This window comes from Mucilaginibacter sp. A5337 (genome assembly GCF_059690695.1).
Map to the genome: position 1 here is coordinate 1,086,223 of NZ_JCAWEC010000002.1, position 17,790 is coordinate 1,104,012.

The 17,790-nt window shown below is 42.2% G+C and carries 15 protein-coding genes; 11 read left to right on the forward strand and 4 right to left on the reverse strand.

Translation table 11 applies throughout. From position 1 onward, the window contains the following. The first annotated feature begins 168 nt into the window (after positions 1-168). The 3 genes from AC59JO_RS09235 to AC59JO_RS09245 all read left to right on the forward strand — a co-directional run bounded on the left by AC59JO_RS09235 (position 169) and on the right by AC59JO_RS09245 (position 3,501). Positions 169-1,527, forward strand: coding sequence for a sigma-54-dependent transcriptional regulator (locus AC59JO_RS09235; RefSeq protein ID WP_497304870.1), 1,359 nt, complete (start codon positions 169-171; stop codon positions 1,525-1,527). After that, complete coding sequence (locus AC59JO_RS09240) at positions 1,517-2,863, forward strand: sensor histidine kinase (RefSeq protein WP_091205878.1); 1,347 nt, start codon at positions 1,517-1,519, stop codon at positions 2,861-2,863. The genes AC59JO_RS09235 and AC59JO_RS09240 overlap by 11 nt, the downstream gene beginning before the upstream one ends. Before the next feature lie 107 nt (positions 2,864-2,970). Continuing rightward, a complete protein-coding gene (locus tag AC59JO_RS09245; protein WP_497304872.1) occupies positions 2,971-3,501 on the forward strand; it encodes an NADPH-dependent FMN reductase in 531 nt (176 codons plus the stop codon). Between the two features lie 17 nt (positions 3,502-3,518). Here the strand turns inward: AC59JO_RS09245 and AC59JO_RS09250 are convergent, their stop codons facing one another. Both AC59JO_RS09250 and AC59JO_RS09255 read right to left on the reverse strand, forming a co-directional pair. Then, a complete protein-coding gene (locus AC59JO_RS09250) occupies positions 3,519-3,932 on the reverse strand; it encodes a hypothetical protein (protein WP_497304874.1) in 414 nt (137 codons plus the stop codon). Between the two features lie 5 nt (positions 3,933-3,937). Further along, positions 3,938-4,597 (reverse strand): YceH family protein, encoded by a 660-nt coding sequence (locus tag AC59JO_RS09255; RefSeq protein WP_091221770.1) that lies wholly within the window; start codon positions 4,595-4,597, stop codon positions 3,938-3,940. 112 nt (positions 4,598-4,709) lie between these two features. Between AC59JO_RS09255 and AC59JO_RS09260 the strand changes: the two genes are divergently transcribed. Next, positions 4,710-5,519, forward strand: a complete 810-nt coding sequence (locus AC59JO_RS09260; protein ID WP_413667757.1) for an MBL fold metallo-hydrolase — start codon at positions 4,710-4,712, stop codon at positions 5,517-5,519. On the opposite strand, the gene AC59JO_RS09265 is transcribed toward AC59JO_RS09260, so the two are convergent. Both AC59JO_RS09265 and AC59JO_RS09270 read right to left on the reverse strand, forming a co-directional pair. Further along, positions 5,520-6,302: a M90 family metallopeptidase gene (locus tag AC59JO_RS09265; protein ID WP_413667756.1), complete on the reverse strand. Its 783-nt coding sequence runs from the start codon at positions 6,300-6,302 to the stop codon at positions 5,520-5,522. A 16-nt stretch (positions 6,303-6,318) separates the two neighbouring features. Next, complete coding sequence (locus AC59JO_RS09270) at positions 6,319-7,026, reverse strand: DUF92 domain-containing protein (RefSeq protein ID WP_413667755.1); 708 nt, start codon at positions 7,024-7,026, stop codon at positions 6,319-6,321. Positions 7,027-7,085: 59 nt separating this feature from the next. Here AC59JO_RS09270 and AC59JO_RS09275 point away from each other — a divergent pair, with 59 nt between their 5' ends. The 7 genes from AC59JO_RS09275 (at position 7,086) to AC59JO_RS09305 (ending at position 17,749) form a co-directional block, all read left to right on the forward strand. Further along, entirely contained in the window at positions 7,086-7,775 is a 690-nt protein-coding gene (locus AC59JO_RS09275; protein ID WP_413667754.1) for a class I SAM-dependent methyltransferase, read from the forward strand. A gap of 75 nt (positions 7,776-7,850) precedes the next feature. After that, positions 7,851-8,705 carry a pirin family protein gene (locus AC59JO_RS09280; protein ID WP_413667753.1) on the forward strand — a complete coding sequence of 285 codons (855 nt, stop codon included), beginning with the start codon at positions 7,851-7,853 and terminating at the stop codon, positions 8,703-8,705. 98 nt (positions 8,706-8,803) lie between these two features. Then, entirely contained in the window at positions 8,804-9,778 is a 975-nt protein-coding gene (locus AC59JO_RS09285; RefSeq protein ID WP_413667752.1) for a YeiH family protein, read from the forward strand. 363 nt (positions 9,779-10,141) lie between these two features. Further along, on the forward strand, positions 10,142-12,883 hold the full coding sequence (locus tag AC59JO_RS09290) for an MBG domain-containing protein (RefSeq protein WP_413667751.1): 2,742 nt from the start codon (positions 10,142-10,144) through the stop codon (positions 12,881-12,883). Then, entirely contained in the window at positions 12,880-13,563 is a 684-nt protein-coding gene (locus tag AC59JO_RS09295; protein ID WP_413667750.1) for a hypothetical protein, read from the forward strand. The genes AC59JO_RS09290 and AC59JO_RS09295 overlap by 4 nt, the downstream gene beginning before the upstream one ends. 248 nt (positions 13,564-13,811) lie before the next feature. Next, entirely contained in the window at positions 13,812-14,579 is a 768-nt protein-coding gene (locus tag AC59JO_RS09300) for a ThuA domain-containing protein (protein ID WP_497304878.1), read from the forward strand. A gap of 257 nt (positions 14,580-14,836) precedes the next feature. After that, positions 14,837-17,749: a ligand-binding sensor domain-containing protein gene (locus AC59JO_RS09305; protein WP_413667748.1), complete on the forward strand. Its 2,913-nt coding sequence runs from the start codon at positions 14,837-14,839 to the stop codon at positions 17,747-17,749. The last annotated feature ends 41 nt before the right edge of the window (positions 17,750-17,790 follow it).

Here is a 17,790-nt window from a genome sequence, read left to right on the forward strand (position 1 = left end):
GTTTATGGTTCATGGCAACAATGCTAAAAGTTTATTTAGGTAGCTTCGATAATGAGATACAATTTAATTTAAATTTATAACTTTTATTAAATTGACAACCTTAATAATCATACGTTATTATTTTGAGGTACTATAAACAAACATCTACGAACTATTAACCCCAAATAAATGATACTTAAAAAAGCTACCGTTTTAATTGTTGACGACGATCCGGACGTACTTACCGCGGTTAAACTTTTGCTAAAACCCGAAGCCCGGGAAATCATTACCGAAAAGAACCCGGAAAACCTGAACTGGCTGCTGCAGCGCAACGAGGTTGACTTGATTTTGCTTGATATGAACTTTAACAGCGCAATAAATACCGGCAACGAAGGCTTGTACTGGCTGCGCAAAGTAAAAGAGTGGAAACCAGACGTTTGCGTGATCATGATAACAGCATATGGCGATATTGACCTTGCCGTGCGGTCACTTAAAGAAGGGGCTAACGACTTCGTGGTAAAACCATGGCACAATGAAAAGCTAATAAACACCATAAAGGACTTGCTCGACAAAAAAGAAGGCGGAGCAAAAACCACCAAAACACCGGTTAAAAGCACTGCGGGCGATACCTCGATACTCGGCGAATCGGATGTGATGCAGGATATTTTTTATAAAGTTAATAAGATAGCCCCTACCGATGCCAATATCCTGATACTTGGTGAAAACGGTACCGGTAAAGACCTTATGGCGAAAGCTATCCATGAGCGTTCGCTACGTGCGGATAAGCCTTTTGTTAAAGTAGATGTGGGCGCTTTGACCGATACTTTGTTTGAAAGCGAGCTCTTTGGTCATAAAAAAGGAGCTTTTACAGATGCACGGGAAGACCGTATGGGGCGTTTTGAGGAAGCCCAGGGTGGCACTTTGTTTTTGGATGAGATTGGCAACATCAGTCTACAACAGCAGGCCAAATTACTTACCATTTTACAAAACCGCCAGGTAACCCGTTTAGGAACCAACAAACCTGTTGATGTGGATATCAGGCTAATTTGCGCTACCAACGTGCCTTTGAGCGAGCTGGCTAATGAAAACAAATTCCGTAAGGATTTGATCTATCGTATCAATACCGTTGAGATTAATATGCCGCCGCTTCGTCGTCGTAATGAAGATATTGTGATCCTGGCGCGCCATTTCGCCAAACTTTACGCAAGCAAATACCTTAAACCATCTATGGACTTTGATACGGCAGCTATTAATAAGCTTAAATCATACAATTTCCCGGGCAATGTGCGTGAATTACAATATACCATTGAGCGTGCCGTGATCATGGCCGATGATAGTACGTTGAGGCCTGACGACCTGATCTTTTCAATACTGGAAACGTCAACAGAAAGCGTGGCTGATGCCGATAATATACCGTTAAGCGCCCTGGAGAAAAACGCGATTCTGAGGGTTATTGAAAAGCACAACGGCAATATTACCCGTGCCGCAAAAGAGCTTGGCCTTACCCGAACCGCCTTATACCGAAGATTGAGCAAATATGATATTTAACCGTTACGAATGGCGGCTGCTGCTGCGTGTATTTTTATTGCTGCTTGTACTTATCGTGACGGCTTTTGTTATCGTAAGCCTTGGTCAGCTTTTGTATCTTGTGATCCTGTTGCCATTGGTTGCCTATTCGGTTGTGGATATGATCCGTTTTCAGAAAAAAGCGCAGGATGAAGTAAACCAATTCGTTGAGTCGATCCATTACCGCGACTTTTCCCGTCATTTTGATGTACGTAAAGCACCTAACGAACTTAAGCCCCTGCGTAAAGGTTTTAACGACATCAATACCACATTTAAACTCATCAGCCGCGAACGCGAAACCCAATATCATTACCTTCAAAAGATCCTCGAACTGGTTGATACCGGCATTTTATCCTACGAAGAAGAAACCGGCGAAACCGGCTGGATCAACGAGGCTTTTAAAAGCATCATAGGTGTACCTTACTTAAAAACAATTCATTCGCTTGAAAAACGCGAACCATTATTATATGCAGAGCTTATAAAACTTAAGCCTGGTGATAGTAAGATCATTACTGTTACCCGTAACCAGCAGCAGGTTAAGATCCTGGTAAATGCCAGCCTGATGCGTAGCGATGATAAATTATACAAACTCATCGCTTTTCAAAACGTAAACGAAGCGCTTGACGAAACGGAATCAAAAGCATGGTCAAAACTGCTTAATGTAATGACGCACGAGATCATGAATTCTGTCGCGCCTATTTCCTCCCTCGCCGATACGCTCAAAAACCGTCTGCAAAGCCCCGATATTGCGGAAAGCCTCCCACACAGCGATCTGGAAGATATTGAGCTTGGTATCGATACCATCAAACGCCGTAGCGAAGGCTTGCTTAAGTTTACCGAAAGCTACCGTAGCCTTAATAAAATCACCAAACTTGATCTGAACAAGATCATGGTGCGCAATATATTTGAAAACCTCAACAGCTTGATGACGCCTACCCTTGAGAAAAAGAAGATCGAACTGGAGATCATCCTTCGCGATCCGACACTTTCTATCGAAGCGGACATCAACCTCATTGAACAAGTGATGATCAACTTGCTGGTTAACGCCATTGAAGCGGTGAAAGACCGCGAGGAACCGCGTATTACGCTCACAGCTGAAATTCAGGGTGGCAAAACTTTCGTAAAAGTTATTGATAATGGCTTGGGCATGCCGCCTGAACTGCTTGATAAAATCTTTATCCCTTTCTTCAGTACCCGAAAAACCGGCAGTGGTATTGGCTTAAGCTTATGTAAACAGATCATGCTGCTGCACAAGGGCAATATCCAGGTACAATCAACCGAAGGTAAAGGTTCGGCGTTTATCCTCTCTTTCGTTTAGCCCCCGGCCCCTTGAAGGGGGCGGCCGAGCATGCTGTCTTTTATGACTTTACAAAAACTTACGAAGTTTTGGAAACTTCGTAAGTTTGGTTCAGCAACATCTATTTCATGAACTATAAAGGCAACATCCTCGCCATTTCCGGCAGTTTAAGAACAGGCTCATCTAACCATAATATTTTGAGGTTTTTAGGTGGATTAGTTTCATCTGAGGTTCACTATACCATATACGAAAGATTAGCAGATATCCCTCCATTCGATCCGGGGCTGGATCATGAACACCCGCCAACAGCAGTTTTGGAATTGCGCGAATTGATGAAAGATGTATCAGGCATTATCATTTGCACACCTGAGTATGCGTTTGGAGTTCCCGGTCAGCTCAAAAACATGCTGGATTGGATGGTTTCGAGCGGTTCGCTGGTTGATAAGCCGGTGGCTTTGGTTACCGCGTCGTCAGTTGGCAGTCATGCGCATGCTGCATTACTTCTGACACTCGGAGCGCTCTCTGCAAAAGTAATTGACGGAGCAACCTTACTAATTCCATTCATCAGGAGTAAAATTGATGGAAATGGGAATATTACAGATCACGAAACTGAAATGGCATTACGGGATGTGATAGATGTGTTTTTGAGAAAAGTATAGGAACTCACGACAATAAACTACCACTTATAGGCCTCAGTATATTCACCATCCAATCTATAATCTCTAAGCTTCTGTTTTTTTAAGGTATCGATATCCAATTGCCAAACAGCTCCGCTCTCTGACCAAGGATCGATCAAAAGCTCCACCTTGGTATCGGACACCTGTCTAACTTTCTCCACCCAACACAGTTCGGGCCCATTTATTTCAAGTGCCCCAGTATCCTTTTTCCATAAAACGCACCAGATTCCTCCTGCTAAACACCAATCTCCAGCCTTGCTTATCAATCCAAAAGAAGGGTCACCGGGAAGATAACCGATATACAAACTTTCACTTTTCTTTTTATCTACCAGAAGAACATCTTCATACTCATAAGCAAGCAACAAATCGTCAGTTTCGTCAAGAATGCGCAGATTTGATTTTGATTGGATCATACAACCTATTCCACTCCTAATTCCTTCATCAACCTACCCACCGTTTCCTTCAATTCAGCAATCTCCTGTTCGGCTTTAACCAAACGAGCTTCCAGTGCCGACGAAGACGAACGGCCAGTTGGTTCATCAGCAAAATCATCATCATTAAATTCAGGGGTACCGCCTAATAAATGGGCATATCTAACTTCTTTTTGGCCCGGACGTTTAGGGAGCTGTACAATATAAGGCATTTCGCCGCCAGCCAATTTATCCAGGATCTCCTGTACTTCCTCTATCGAATCAAATTCGTACATACGACCGCTGTTGGTATTTAACTCACCAGGCGTTTGAGGCCCGCGGAGGATCAGCAGACAAATCAGCGCCACTTCCGACGGTATCACCGGGAATACTATCGCAAAATTGTGTTTGTATTTAATGTTACGAATAGAACCTCCGGTAGCAGTTGACATCAACCCGCGCCTTTTCAAGGAGTTTAGGGCATTGATAACTGTGTCATCATCATAATTAACAACCGGCTTGCGCGATGTTTTCTGGTTACAGGCAGCCACCAGGCCGTTAAGGGTCATGGGATAATAATCGGGTGTGGTTTTGGCCTTTTCCATTAAAGTACCAAGTACGCGTAGTTCTTCTGCATCAAGTACGGGTAAAGTTTGCGGTGAATCCATAGGGCTAAATATAAGCAGGTTTTTATAGCGTCAAAAAAAATTGCTAATTTTCTGAATGCTAAAATCGTTAGGATTAAAATAATAGCACCAAAATGGTTTACTTTGCAATTCAATGTCTTTATTCATTACATCATTAAATTCGGGAAGTAATGGCAATTGCTATTACGTGGGGAACGATCAGGAGGCTATATTGGTTGATGTAGGCATTTCATGCCGCGAAACTGAAAAACGTATGGCCCGGCTCGGGCTTTCCATGCAGAAGGTAAAGGCCATTTTTGTATCACATGAACATTCAGATCATATCCGTGGCATCCCTGTGTTAGCGAAAAAATACCAATTGCCGGTTTATATTACACCCGGAACATTAATGCATCTTAGCGGCGTAGATCATTTTAAAGTTCACCATTTGAGTGCATTTCAAACCGTACTCATTGGCGACCTGGAGGTAACCTCTTTCCCCAAAATACATGATGCATCCGAGCCGCATAGCTTTATGGTAAGCTGCCACGATGTAAAAGTTGGCGTTTTTACCGATCTGGGCATAGTTTGCGACCAATTGATCCGGTACTTCAGCCAATGCCACGCGGCTTTTTTAGAGGCCAATTATGATGACGAAATGCTGGATAAAGGCGGTTACCCTTATTATCTAAAACAACGGATCCGCGGTGGTAAAGGGCATTTGTCAAACAAGCAGGCTTTGGGTTTATTTACAACGCACCGCCCACCGCACATGACCCACTTGTTGCTTTCACATTTATCTAAAAACAACAATGATCCTAAACTGGTAGAGGACTTATTTACCAATTGTGCCGACGGCATCAATATTATTGTAGCTTCAAGGCATGAGGAGACACCCGTTTATTATATCAGCAACACTGTTGTTCAGCACGAACCTTTAGGGCAGCTTGGTCTGGGCTTTTAATCAGGCAACGTCGTTATCGGCCAGATCCTGCGAGAAAATGGTGCTCAGCATCTCATAAAGCTCCGGATGTTTGTGTTTTAGTTCGGTAGGCTTCTGAAAAAAGTATTCGGAAACGACTGCTAAAAATTCCGCCTCATTTGTGATAGCATAAGGATTAATATCGGAACGCCCGGCTTCTATTTTGAGAATTTCCTGGTGGATCATCTTAAGCCATGGCATTACATATTCGTGAGCCAGCAGATTTTCGGGCACACCATCTGTGGCCCCGTCCGATTTATCAAGCAGATGTACAAACTCATGAATAGCAGTGTTCTCTTTACCCGCCGACTTGCTGAAACCTTTGGTCAACGCCGCTCTTGAAAGGATCATTTGCCCGTTCATATATCCTGAGCCTACCATCCCTAAGATGCTCCGGTTTTCGCCTTCAAACTGAAACTCATTGTCGAAGGTATCCGGATACAGGATCACGTTAGTGAGGTTACGGTATTTCCAGTCGCTAAAGCCAAATATCGGGATCACGGCGCTTGTGGCTATCATCGTTTTATCCACGTCGCTCACTGTTGTGCCAACACCCTCTATCCTAATATCTGCCAAAAACTCCTCCACTTTTTGTTCAAAAAGCTTTTTTTGATCATTATCGAGGTGTTGATAATAAGGTATGTGCTGTTCCAAAAGCAGCTTATAATTAACCGCAGCTACGGGTACTTCATTCATTACTTTCTTTTTGTTAAGGAAAAAGAAAACAGCAAATGCAATTACGATCAGGACGATAACGGGAAACATTTGTATATAGATTTAATTATAAAACGATGTAAAACAACAACATAAACAAAGCGGCTATCAGCGTATTTAAAAAGTTCACTGAATTGTTATTTATTAAACCTTTTCTTTCGAATACAGCACCCAAAACTGAATCAGTTAAATTACCAAGTGTACCTGCAACTATAATACAGATAAAGTTTGTCGTCCAACCCATTCCTATTGCACAAACAATAGCTATTATAACAGAACCAATTACACCAATTAAAGTGCCCTCAACGCTAATTACGCCGTCCAGTCCACGCACCTCCGGCTTTAGGGTTATGATATTAAAAAAACGTTTGCCATAAACCATCCCCAACTCCGATGAAAGGGTATCCGCTGTGGCCGAAGCAAAACTTGCAGCCATCATCAATTGTAAAATATTGGCGTGTGCCGGCAGCGCAAGGATTAAAACCCCGCATAAGGCAGCAGTGCCTGCATTAGCTAAAACCTGCCCGGTAGTACGCCCTCCTTTTTGATCTGCGTTTAAATCCTTCTTTGTCTCTCCTTGCACCGAGGTAGCTGCCGAACCCAAAATAAAAAAAGTGGTCATCATGGCTAAACCTGTAAACCCTGCCCCGGCGAATACTAAAATAGCAACAGCTGCTCCTGTTAAAGCAGCTATAACGGTCAGTTTTCGGGCTGATATGCTATACACCACACCTGCTACCAAAATGAGCGTCAACAAACCATAACTTAACCACATAGCTAACCAACGGGATTTATTGCCGCTAAATTAAACTTTCAATTCATACTTTTGGGCACATGAAAGATATACTGGGCCAGGCCATACATGATCATTACCATAAATTAGCCAATCACAAACTCTGGATCAATAATCAGTATGGCCCGAAGGAGGAAATGCCAATTGATATTTATTTCAGGGATGAGGATGACATGCCCGATATTGAATGGTTGGCCATGAACGAATGTCGCGGAACAGTATTGGATATTGGCGCTGGCGCAGGAAGCCATGCATTGGTATTACAGGAACGTGGTTTTGATTGCGTTGCGCTTGATATATCACCCTTAGCATGCGAGGTGATGAAAGAGCGCGGCGTAAACAATGTAGTTAAAGGTGATATTTTTGCTTACAATGAGCAAAAATACGATACCCTGCTCCTGCTCATGAACGGTATTGGCCTTGCCGGAACACTTGAAAACCTTAAAGTATTTTTACAACATATTAAACTGCTGCTTAATCCGGGAGGCCAAATCCTGTTCGACTCATCCGATATTGCTTATTTATATGAAGATGGCCTGCCCAAAAAAGGCTATTACGGCGAACTGCTTTATCAATATCAATACAACCGCCAAAAAACTGACTGGTTCCATTGGTTATATATCGATGAAAAAACATTGGAACCCATTGTTACAGGAGCCGGCTTTGATATGGAAGTTTTGTTGGAGGATGAGTTTAAACAGTATTTGGTGCGATTAACGCTGAACAAGTAAAACGATGGTAATTTTCTGATTGCCGTTCTGCATTCCGTGCAGAATAAGCTATTTTTATTTCCTCAACATCACCCAATGAAAAAAGCTATCATCCATATTCTTGCCGGTCGCGAAAAGAAAATTACCGCCGAAGAAACCGTTCGTCAGCCCCTGCCCCACAAGGATTTTCGGTTCGCAAACCCTTTTATTGTTTTACACCACATGGGGCCGGAGATAATACAACCCGGTCAAACTTTACGGATCCATCCTCACCCACATCGTGGCTTTAGTCCGTATACTATAATGCTGCAGGGCGAAGGCTATCATAAAGATAATGCAGGTAACGATGAGATTATTAAGGCAGGCGATGTGCAATGGATGTTTGCGGGCAAAGGTATTATGCACAGTGAAGGCCCTACCGCCGAATTACTGCAAAAAGGCGGCGTTCAGGAACTTATTCAACTTTGGATCAATGCTCCCAAAAGTAAAAAGTGGGATGAGCCCTTTTATCAATCAGCCAAAGCTGCGGAATTACCCAAAGTACTTATAAATGAAGGGCTTGATTTTAATCTGGCAAGTGGGGACTACGAGGGTAAAACCGGACCTATCCAAAACTTCACTCCGGTTATTTCAATTGTTGGTAAAATTGCTGCAAGTAAAGAAGCAAATTTTAAAGCAATACCCGGCTATTGGGCATTACTTTATATTATAAATGGCACCATCAATGTAAACGGGCAATCCATCAGCCAATACAACCTCATTGTGTTTGAAAAAGATAACGAAGACATTGTTGTACTGGCAGAGGAAGATTCACAGGTATTATTCCTCTCAGCCGAACCTATAGATGAACCGGTATCAGCCAAAGATAACTTTGTAATGAACACCCCTGAAGAAATAGAACAGGCAATATACGATTATCAAAACGGCATATTCGGCACGTTGAACTACTAAGCACAACTCCATAACTTTTGATTATCACAGATTGCGTTTTATGATGATAAACCGCCGCTAATTTCATACACCTTTGTGTCATATAAAACAAAGGAAAAATGAATACCCCACATCAGTTAAACAACACCGGCGGCCTGTTATTAAACATCAATGAAAATGCCCGCAAGGTTATATTCGCAATTTGTATAGTACTGTGCCTGATGCCTTTTATGAGTCCGGCAGTGGCTTTATTATTGGGCTTAGTTGTAGCACAATGTTCCGGTCACCCTTATTTGCACCTCAACCATAAGGCTACCCATATTTTATTACAGGTATCAGTAGTTGGCCTGGGGTTCGGCATGAACGTGCATAGCGCGTTGCAGGCCGGCAAAGAAGGCATCCTGTTTACCATCGCTTCCATAACCGGAACACTATTATTTGGCACTTTAATGGGCAGATGGTTAAATATTGAAAAGAAAACCTCTTTTCTGATTTCATCAGGTACAGCCATTTGCGGAGGAAGCGCGATAGCAGCCATATCACCAGTTATAAAAGCCGAAGAAAAGCAAATTTCAGTTGCATTAGGCTGTGTATTTATCCTCAACTCAATAGCACTGTTTATTTTCCCGCTAATTGGTCATTATTTAAATTTATCGCAAACACAGTTTGGATTATGGTGCGCCATTGCCATACATGACACCAGTTCAGTAGTAGGCGCAGCGAGCAAATACGGAGCCCATGCGCTTGAGGTAGCAACTACTGTGAAACTGGCACGGGCTTTATGGATCATCCCGGTGGCTTTCTTTTCTACCTTTTTGTTCAAGAACAAGTCAAAAAAAGTAAGCATCCCTTATTTTATCGGTTTGTTTATACTGGCAATGATAGCTAACACCTACCTGCCCATTGTCAAATTCATGAGCCCTTACATCATCACAATAGCAAAAGCTGGTTTAACGCTTACCTTGTTTTTAATTGGCGCCGGCCTTTCACGCAAAGTATTGGCATCAGTGGGCTTAAAACCGCTTCTGCAGGGCGTGGCACTTTGGGTTGCGATATCCGGCGCTGCGCTATATGCGGTTATACAGTTGGCATGACAAAATCTTGCCGCCGCCGAAAAACCTCCGGTACACTTACCGTTAGGCAGCGACACCTTACAGCGTTTCCGCGAAAAAACCGCCGCTTTTGAAAAAGACATTGAAGAATGGTACGATGTGGTTACAGGCACTGATCGTGACGATGTTAAACACGCTTAATTATTTATAGAACAAAAGGCAAAGGCGGCATAACAGGGCCGCCTTTGCCTTTTGTAAAAGTTCACGTATTCGAAATTTGTTTACTATAAATCCTTTTGTGTTAAGGTATTTTAGTAAATATTGCCTATTTTTATGCCGTATTTAGAATTAAATACCATAATATTAAACTTTTAACCTTATCATCAACTCCCCCTCTGTTTCTATATGAAGAAACTGTATCCCCTGCTACTTTTAGTGCTCGTAAATATTTCCGTTAATAAATCATTGGGCCAAACAATTACGCGGCCCCCGGCACCTGTAATAAATTACGGCGGCGGCCTTCATACCTATGAAATTGGCAAACCGATAGCACCATTAAAGGTAACAAATACGGGCGGTGCTATTCCTTTAACCAGCTTATTTTCTCAAACAAGCACAATAGGCGGCAATCATTTATATGGCTACGTAGACGGAAATAAGAAAGATGCCCGGTTAGGGAATCCGCTTAGTTCAGCAAGAGACGCTAACGGTAATATTTATATAGCCGATGCCAACAATAACGCCATCAGAAAATTGGCACCCGATGGCACTATAAGCACATTTGCCGGCAACGGCAACCTGGGTGCTAACAACGGAAAAGGCAGAGATGCAACTTTTAATTATCCCACCGGAGTTGTAATTGCCGCTTCAGGAAACATATATGTAGCCGATTACGGCAATTGCCTGATCAGGAAAATAACCCCGGACGGGACAGTTACTACGCTGGCCGGAACAGGTTCACCGGGACACGACAACGGTGTTGGAAAATTAGCCTCATTTAACCTGCCTTATGGCTTAACTGTTGACAAAGCCGAAAATGTTTACGTAGCCGATTCATACAACAATTTGATCAGAAAAATCACACCTGCCGGCGTAGTTTCAACCATAGCAGGTGTTCTTAACGGTGGTAATATAGACGGTCCGGGGACAATTGCTGCCTTCCGCGTTCCATACGGTATTGCGGTCGATTCAAAAGGAAATTTATTTATTGCAGACAAGTTTAACGGCAGTGTTAGAAAAATAACACCAGATAACACGGTATCAACATTTGCAGCCGGATCATTATTTCTACCTAACAGCGTTGCCGTGGATAGCCTCAACAATGTATATGCTTGCGGACAGATATCATTTGTAACCAAATTTCTGCCATCCGGCGCACAAAGCAGCAATGTCCCACTTTCGGGTTTTTTACAGAAAGGATATGAAGAAGGTATAGACACACTTGCCAAATATTCAGATAATTTAGGCGTATCTTATGATGGTGCGGGAAACTTACTTGTATCCGACGGAAAAAATTTCGTATTACGAAAAGTGAACCTTTACGGCTACCAGGTTGAGGACCTACTGCCTCAAGGGCTTTCTTTAGACAGCACCGGAACAATTACAGGTACACCCCAAACATTGCAGGGTATAAAGCTTTACAGAATAGCGGGCTACAATGCAGGCGGAAAGGGCGAAAATGTCGCCACCATCCAAATAGTTAAAGGCAGTCAGCAAATAGCCTTTCCTCCTTTACCTAAGGTGACTTATGGTGATAAAGCATTGGCATTAAAGGTTACGAGCAACAATACAACAATTCCTTTAACGTATACAATCAGTGATCCTTCGATAGCCAAAATAGCTAAAGACAGTATCTATTTTAGTAAACCCGGCAGTGTCACCATTACTGTTACCCAGCCCGGCAATGATCTATACCTTGACGCGACACCGGTTTCACAAACTTTAACTATTCAAAAAGCGCCATTAACCATAACCGCGGTTGACACTGCAAGGCTTTACAATACCGACAACCCAATTTTCAGAATAGCATACAAAGGATTTGTAAACAAAGAAGATACAACGATTTTAAGCGCTCGACCTGCAATTTCCAATACTGCTTCAAAATCTTCTCCGGCGGGTGATTATCCTATTACATTGAGCGGCGCAAAAGCCGACAATTATACCATAAGCTATGTACCCGGCACGCTGAGTATCATCAATTTACCAACCATAACAGCCGACGGCTCAACTACCTTTTTTGACGGCGGTTCGGTTACGCTTTCAACGAACGCAGCACCTGGTTATACTTATCAATGGTTTAAAGATAATGTGGCTATAAAAACGGCCACTGCTTCCAAATTAAAAGTGACAGACGGAGGCAAATATACGGTAGCAGTTACGGTTAAATCGTTTACAGTAACATCGGCTGCTACTACTGTTTATACGCAGTTTAGCCTGCCGGTAAATAACTTCAAACTAACACTAAACGGCGCAGCTTGTAAAGGTAGTGCCAATGGCTCTGTTAATATCGAGGCTGTTCAAAAATTAAATTACTCGGCATCTTTTACTGCTAACGGCACCACAACAACATACCCTTTCACCAATCAACTCACCATTGATAAGCTTACTGCCGGCAACTACAGTTTATGTATAAGTGTCGAGGGTAAAATTTATTCGCAATGTTTTAATGTTGTAATCACCGAACCTGCCGACTTATCAGTTTATTCGACAGTTAACACAACCCTAAATACAGTAAACCTGCAGCTAACCGGAGGTGCAAGTTACAACGTAAACCTTAACAACGTAATTTATACTACTACTGATACCCAAATCACCCTGCCTTTGATAACAGGCGCAAATAAATTATCTGTTACTACCGACAAACTGTGCCAGGGAATTTTTGAAAAGATAATAAACCTGGATGCGCGGATGATCCCTTATCCTAACCCATTCCAAAACGTGCTTAATATCAATACAGGCAGCGGAAATATTAATAAAATATCAGCGACCATTTATAATGTAGTTGACGGCAAAACTGTTTACACTAACCAGTACAATAATCAATCAGGCAATCTGCAAATGGACCTTTCAACCTTACCGAGCGGTGTTTACTCGCTCAATTTAATGATGGATGGGAAAGCCAAATCTTTTAAAATTTTGAAAAAATGAAAAACTGGATCTATAGCTCATTAATAATATTGATACTCAGCGGTTGCGGCAAAAAAACTCCTCCGCCCGATGTAACTCCTGTGGCAACAAACCTGGTGTCTCCATTGAAAGATCAGCCTTGTACTACAGGTACAGTCATCTCTGCCGACAAAAGCACTGTGGCATTTACCTGGGAAGCTGCCGATAAAGCCGATGGTTATATTCTTGCTATAAAAAACCTGCTTACCAAAATTGAAACAAAACAAACTGTAGCATCAACCCAGGCCACAGCCGATCTGCTCCGCAATACTCCATACTCATGGTATGTGATATCTACATCTACAAAAACCAAGGCTACCGCTCAAAGTGATACCTGGAAATTTTATAATGCCGGTACCGGTGTTATAAGCTTTCCTCCCTATCCGGCCGAAATTACCGCGCCCATTTTTGGCGATAATGTAACAGCTTCAACCGGAAATGTTATACTAAAATGGACTGGCAGTACCCTTGGTGCTGCAATTAAGGGGTATGACATTTACTTTAGCAACACCAGCTCACCCACCCTGTTCAAATCAAATGTATCTGACAGTCAATACCAGGTTTCGGTAAAATCGGGCACAACCTACTATTGGCGTATTGTTACGATAGATGTGGCCGGAAACTATACCGATTCGGGAGTATATCAATTTTCAGTTAAGTAGAAGTTTTTAAATCTGTTAAATAAACGCTCCTTTGAGTTTATTCAGAGGGGCATTTTCTCTTTTGGCTAACCTATATCCGGGCCGGCTCTAATTACGCATATGATGTGCCCTACTTTACCACTACTTTCCTTTCCGTTGCCCCTCGGGTAAAAAGTTTGAGTTATCATTGCTGCCGAAAGCCGGCAATCTAAATTTTACCACTGATATCGTTTACGCATCACACTGCCCGGTCATCGATAATGATCAAAATGAAAAAAGTAACTTTTTTAATCTTTCTGTATTTATTACTTATATACAACAGCATTGCAATAGCCCAACAAAATGCAAAGCCTCGTTTCAGAGCTGTTGCCCTTGCCGAAACCGGAGGTGGGCATGCGTTATTTGACGCAGCAGCCAAACCATGGCTGGATAGGCTTGCTGCAGACAGTAATTTCACGATAGATTATATCAGCGATACCAAAAAGATCAATAAAGATTTCCTGAAACAATATCAGCTGTTTATTCAGCTGGATTATCCTCCGTATCCCTGGGAAAAAGAAGCGCAGGAGGCCTTTACCGATTACATTGAAAATGCACGGGGAGGGTGGATCGGCTTTCATCACCCTACCCTTTTAGGCGTTTTTGACGGGTACTCTATGTGGCAATGGTATTCAGACTTTATGGGCGGTATACAGTTTAAACTGCACATTCCCGGCGGTGCCGCTGCTATGCTTCATGTAGAAGATAAGCAGCACCCCATTATGAAAGGCCTTCCGGCAACCTTTATTACCGAAGATGAATGGTACATTTATGATAAAAGCCCCCGCACTAACGTGCACGTGCTGGCGAATATAGATGAGGCCACTTATTTGCCCAACAAAGATGTAAAGATGGGAGACCATCCCGTAATCTGGACAAACGAACACTTTAAGGCCCGGAATATTTATATAGCCATGGGACATTTCCCTCAACTTTTTGATGATACCGCCTTTACCACCCTGTTCAGCAATGCCATTTTCTGGGCAGCCAGCAAGTAATTATCTTACCAAAACCTAAATAAAGGCCAATAACTGTTATTTTAACAATATCCCGGCAGCCCCTACAATACCACTACAGCAATCCATTGCAGGTTTGAAACATATCCAACTTTTCATTTCAGTCGCATCAGATAGATTTTTAGCTTTACGGTATATGTAAAATGTTGATTAAATTACAGCTCTCAACCAGTCGGCTCATAACCAGGCCGGGCTGTATTACTAACTGAGTTTTACTCAACCGCCACGTTAATCCGTTAATGAAGAAGTGCATCCTAATTATCATTGTTCTGCGTGTATTCATATGCACATCTTTAGCTCAAACTACACTTGGTACTCCGGCTATTAAAAACTATACTCATAATGAGTATAATGCGGGCAGCGAGATCTGGGATATCAAACAGGACAAAAATGGCATTCTTTATTTTGCAAGCGATGAAGGCCTGCTTACTTTCGACGGCAGCTATTGGAAAACTTATCCACTACCTAATAAAAGTGCAATAAAGTCGGTAGCCATTGATGCTATGGGCCGCGTTTATGTTGGCGGACAGGACGAAGTCGGCTATTTTTTCCCAAACAATGCAGGGATCCTGAAATATCATTCATTTAAACAACTTTTACCTCAAAAAGCCAGGCAATTTGCGGATATCTGGGATATAGTTATTTACAACAATGAGGTGTTTTTTCGAACCATTGAATGCATTTTTGAATTACAAAGCAACAGCATACGCACATTTGACGCGCCCGGCGGCTGGATGCTGCTAAGCCAGACCGGGGGTAGATTGTTTGCTCATGATAAAGATATTGGCTTGGTTGTTTTTAAAAATTCACGCTGGGAACCTTGTGTACAACAACCAACAAAAGGGTTAAGAATAACTGGTATCACCGAATTTAATAAGGACACATTACTGGTAACCACCCGCAAAAATGGTCTGTTTTTGATGGCCGGCACCTCGCTGATAAAGAAATCGACACCCGCAGATGGCGTTTTGCTCACAGACCTGGTAAATTTTGGTCAAAAAATTGGGCCCGACAAATACGCCATCGGCACATCGGCAAAAGGCCTGATCATTATTGATGGCAAAGGCAGGCTAATAGAACAATTCTCCAACGCTCAGGGACTTCAAAACAATAATGTTCATAGTATACTGCTGGATAAAGACCGCAATTTATGGCTTGGATTAGAAAATGGTCTCGACTTTATCAATTATAACACTTCAGTTAAAAACATTTACCCCAATCGTCAAAATCTGGTAAAAAGCAGTGCTGTAACCATCTTTAACAACAAACTATATATCGGAACCTCAAATGGTTTATACTTCGCCCCGTTAAACACACAGCAAAAAGACATCAGCATGTCTACAGGTTCTTTTACAGAAGTACCCAATACCAAAGGCCAGGTGCTGAGCCTCACGCAAATCAACGGGCACCTGTTAGCCGGTCACCAGGATGGTGTTTTACAGGTAGATGATAACCAGGCTAAACTGGTTACTTCAGGGCCGGGTGCCTGGATGGTGAAAGGTTTTCCTGCCTCGCAGGATATTATTGCCGGAACCTACACAGGCTTTCAGCTTTTAAAATACAATGGCACCGGCTTTAGTTTTGAAGGACGGTTAGATGGCATTTATGAATCGCTGGGGAACCTTGCAGTGGATAAAAATAACTTTGTGTGGGCGACGCACCCTTACCGGGGTATTTTTAAGGTACAGCTGTCTGCCGACAGGAAAAAGATAGTTGGCTATACACAATATACTCAAAAAGGCGGTTTGCCATCGGCTCTGGACAACCACGTATATTTTATTAAAAACAAGATAATAGCAGCCACCGAAAAAGGTGTTTATGAGTATAATACAATCGAAGGTGACTTTACACGATCTGCTTTTTATAAACCAATATTTGATAAAGCAAGAATTGAGTTTCTTACCGAAGATAGTAAAGGCAATATCTGGTTCATCAGCAATCAGCGGATTGGTGTAATTGATTTTAGTAAAAGATCAGCTAATTTACCTTACAAGGTAATCTATTTCCCGGAACTGACCGGGCAAACGGTAAAAGGGGCAGAATACATTTACCCCCATGATATGGAGAATATCTTCATTGGTTCAAATAACGGTGTATTCCATTTAAATTACCGCCAATACGTATCGTCAGAGAACAAACTCAATGTATCGCTAACAACTGTAAAAGCCATAGCCGAAAAAGACAGTCTGATCTTCGGTGGCTATTTTGTTAAAAACAACCGGATTGTACCGGCACAAAACCAGCAAGATATTACCTCATTATCCAATCACTGGAACTCCTTTCATTTTGAATACACTTCTACCCTGTTTGCTCAAAAAAGCAATGAGGAGTTTAGCTATAAACTTATTGGGTTTGACAAGGATTGGTCACAATGGTCGGTTAAAACGGAGAAGGATTATACCAACCTGCCTTATGGTAAATATACATTTTCGGTGAAGGCACGTAACAATTTAGGGGCGGCATCTAAACCGGTTAATTATACTTTTATTGTTGAGCCGGCCTGGTACCAAACCATCTGGGCATACCTTGTTTATTTCCTGATCATAGCTTACGCTATTTACATCGGTATAAAATTGCAACAAAAACGTTTTGAACTGCATCAGCAACGCCACGAAGAGGAACAAAAAAGGTTAAGCTATCTCCACAGTCTTGAACTCGATCGCAATGACAAAGAAATCATCGCCCTTAAAAATGAAAAGCTCGAAGCCGAACTAAGCTATAAAAACAAAGAACTGGCCACCCTCACTATGCAGATGGTTGACCGGGGAAAATTACTGCTGAATATCAAAGACGAAATGATGACGCTGATCAAAAAGCTTAATATTCCCGATGCTTCATACCAGTTCAGAAGTGTATTTAAGCTCTTAAGCGATACTGAAAAAAACGACGATGACTGGGATAACTTCTCCATGTATTTTGACCAGGTGCATAATAACTTTTTAACCACCATGAAGGCTAAGTTCCCGAGTTTAAGCTCGACTGATTTGAAGCTTTGCGCTTACCTGCGGTTAAACCTGTCATCAAAGGAGATAGCGCAGTTGCTCAACATCTCGTTAAAGGGCGTTGAAATCAGCAGGTACCGGGTACGTAAAAAGCTACAGCTATCCACCGAGACAAACCTTTATGACTTTCTGATAGAGGTAACCAAGTAACATTAAAAAGCCATGCCCCTTTATTGAAACATGGCTTCTGA

Excerpts from the sequence above, each read along its gene's own strand:
- AC59JO_RS09235 (WP_497304870.1), top strand. The coding sequence starts at position 169 with ATGATACTTAAAAAAGCTACCGTTTTAATTGTTGACGACGATCCGGAC.
- AC59JO_RS09240 (WP_091205878.1), top strand. The coding sequence starts at position 1,517 with ATGATATTTAACCGTTACGAATGGCGGCTGCTGCTGCGTGTATTTTTA.
- AC59JO_RS09245 (WP_497304872.1), top strand. The coding sequence starts at position 2,971 with ATGAACTATAAAGGCAACATCCTCGCCATTTCCGGCAGTTTAAGAACA.
- AC59JO_RS09250 (WP_497304874.1), bottom strand. The coding sequence starts at position 3,932 with ATGATCCAATCAAAATCAAATCTGCGCATTCTTGACGAAACTGACGAT.
- AC59JO_RS09255 (WP_091221770.1), bottom strand. The coding sequence starts at position 4,597 with ATGGATTCACCGCAAACTTTACCCGTACTTGATGCAGAAGAACTACGC.
- AC59JO_RS09260 (WP_413667757.1), top strand. The coding sequence starts at position 4,710 with ATGTCTTTATTCATTACATCATTAAATTCGGGAAGTAATGGCAATTGC.
- AC59JO_RS09265 (WP_413667756.1), bottom strand. The coding sequence starts at position 6,302 with ATGTTTCCCGTTATCGTCCTGATCGTAATTGCATTTGCTGTTTTCTTT.
- AC59JO_RS09270 (WP_413667755.1), bottom strand. The coding sequence starts at position 7,026 with ATGTGGTTAAGTTATGGTTTGTTGACGCTCATTTTGGTAGCAGGTGTG.
- AC59JO_RS09275 (WP_413667754.1), top strand. The coding sequence starts at position 7,086 with ATGAAAGATATACTGGGCCAGGCCATACATGATCATTACCATAAATTA.
- AC59JO_RS09280 (WP_413667753.1), top strand. The coding sequence starts at position 7,851 with ATGAAAAAAGCTATCATCCATATTCTTGCCGGTCGCGAAAAGAAAATT.
- AC59JO_RS09285 (WP_413667752.1), top strand. The coding sequence starts at position 8,804 with ATGAATACCCCACATCAGTTAAACAACACCGGCGGCCTGTTATTAAAC.
- AC59JO_RS09290 (WP_413667751.1), top strand. The coding sequence starts at position 10,142 with ATGAAGAAACTGTATCCCCTGCTACTTTTAGTGCTCGTAAATATTTCC.
- AC59JO_RS09295 (WP_413667750.1), top strand. The coding sequence starts at position 12,880 with ATGAAAAACTGGATCTATAGCTCATTAATAATATTGATACTCAGCGGT.
- AC59JO_RS09300 (WP_497304878.1), top strand. The coding sequence starts at position 13,812 with ATGAAAAAAGTAACTTTTTTAATCTTTCTGTATTTATTACTTATATAC.
- AC59JO_RS09305 (WP_413667748.1), top strand. The coding sequence starts at position 14,837 with ATGAAGAAGTGCATCCTAATTATCATTGTTCTGCGTGTATTCATATGC.